Below are 1,844 nucleotides of genomic sequence, written 5' to 3'. Positions count from 1 at the left end.
CGCACAGGTGCTGCACATCGATCTCTCGGATGAACTCTTCGCCAAACTGGAGTCCGCCGCAGCCGTCCTGCGGTGAGCGCCATTTCCGTCGCAACAACGCAACACAAAAGTTTGTTTTGCATCTGCAAGCCCGGCGAGACGCCAGAAAAGGTTAGAAGTTTCTCTTTCAGCGCTGGCTACGTTCTTCGATAGAGGGCGTCTGTCATCTAAAATGAAAGCCGATCCTCCGTCGACGTGCGGCAAAAAAGCTGCATAATTAATTACACTGGATATCACCAGCGAACTCTTACTTTCTCTTTGCACCTTTGCGTTTACTCCACTCTCATGTCATGGGAGGTGAGGGATGGCCGTTCTCCCGATTGCGTTGATTGAAGAAACTGCTTCGGCGCCTGCAAGGACAAACGGCGCTGCATCCCCATCGTCGCCGACGCCGAAGGTCGAATGGGGGTATGTCGATGAGGAGGGGCGGCTCGTGCTTTCGCCGGAGATGCGGCGCAGCCTGGGCCTGCAGCCGGGCGCAACCCTGCGCGTCGAACGCGACGGCAACACTCTGCGCCTGCATCGCCCGCTGAACCATCTGGCCAAGGTCTATGTCGAGCCGACCAACGCCTGCAACCTCGATTGCATCACCTGCTTTCGCAACGCCTGGCAAGCGAACGTCGGACGCATGCGCGAGGAGACCTTCGCCGCCGTGTTGGAAGGCGTCAGGCAGATCGATCCCGTTCCGACCCTCTACTTTGGCGGCATCGGCGAGCCGCTTTTTCATCCGCGCACCGTGGAGTGGGTGGCCGAGGCCAAACGGCTGGGCGCGCGCGTGGAGCTGATCACCAACGGCACACTGCTGACGGAGCAGCGCAGCCGCCAGTTGATCGAAGCCGGCCTCGACCTGCTGTGGGTCTCCATCGACGGCGCAACGCCGGAAAGCTACGCCGACGTGCGCCTCGGCGCCGAGTTGCCGAATGTGCTGGCGAACCTGCAACGCTTCCGCACGCTGCGCAAGGGGCATAAAGGCGCAAAACCCGAGATCGGCGTGGCGTTCGTCGCCATGAAACGCAACATCGCCGACCTGCCCAAGGTGCTCAAGATCGCCCGCCAGCTCGGCGCGCTGCACTTTTCGGTGAGCAACGTGCTGCCTGTCACCGAAAATCTGAAGGAGGAAGTGCTCTACAAGCAATCCATGCGCTCGATCACCTACCTGGACTCGACGCACACGCCGCAGCTTAGCCTGCCCAAGATGGACTTCGACGAGATCACGCGCGAGGCGCTCTTCGAGGCGTTTCAAAGCGGCTTTAGCGTGCGCTACGCCGGCGCCAAGTGGGGCGGCAGCAACGACGTGTGCGACTATATCGAAGCCGGGTCACTGACGGTGGGCTGGAACGGCGATGTGGCGCCCTGTTGGCCGTTGTTGCACACGCACAACAGCATTCTGCACGACAAACCGCACGTCATCCACCGTCACATCATCGGCAACGTGCACGAGCGCAGCCTGCTCGACCTCTGGAACGATCCCGCCTACGTCGCCTACCGGGCGCGTGTACAGGGATTCGCCTTTCCGCCCTGCACCTTCTGCGGCGGCTGCGACCTCTCCGTAGCAAATCTGGAGGATTGCTTCGGCAACGAAGCGCCGGTCTGCGGCGCCTGTCTATGGGCGCAGGGGCTGATTCGCTGCCCGTAATAAAATCACCTGATGGAGCGAAACTCAGTTTCGCTCCATCAGGTCTGTTTGTAGACTCATTGACAAACCGCCAGCCCTATTCCTCAACAACCGTGATGCTTTCGATGGTGTCGCTGACGGTGAGGGTGGCGAGAATATCGACGCCCTCGACAATCTGACCGAAAAAGCT

General features: G+C 60.4%; 1 protein-coding gene. It reads left to right on the top strand.

Translation table 11 applies throughout. The features are described 5' to 3' along the window. Window positions 1-343 precede the first annotated feature (343 nt). Window positions 344-1,675 carry a radical SAM protein gene (locus Q0367_RS02265; protein ID WP_297639951.1) on the top strand — a complete coding sequence of 444 codons (1,332 nt, stop codon included), beginning with the start codon at window positions 344-346 and terminating at the stop codon, window positions 1,673-1,675. Window positions 1,676-1,844: the final 169 nt, after the last annotated feature.

Origin of the sequence: uncultured Caldilinea sp. (genome assembly GCF_937128415.1) — a bacterium.
Lineage (GTDB): Bacteria > Chloroflexota > Anaerolineae > Caldilineales > Caldilineaceae > Caldilinea.
The sequence above is the reverse complement of the archived record's forward strand: the minus strand, read 5'-3'. Positions and strand labels throughout refer to the sequence as shown.

What these genes read in the sequence shown, in the direction of transcription:
- Q0367_RS02265 (WP_297639951.1), top strand. Translation starts at nt 344, where the DNA reads ATGGCCGTTCTCCCGATTGCGTTGATTGAAGAAACTGCTTCGGCGCCT.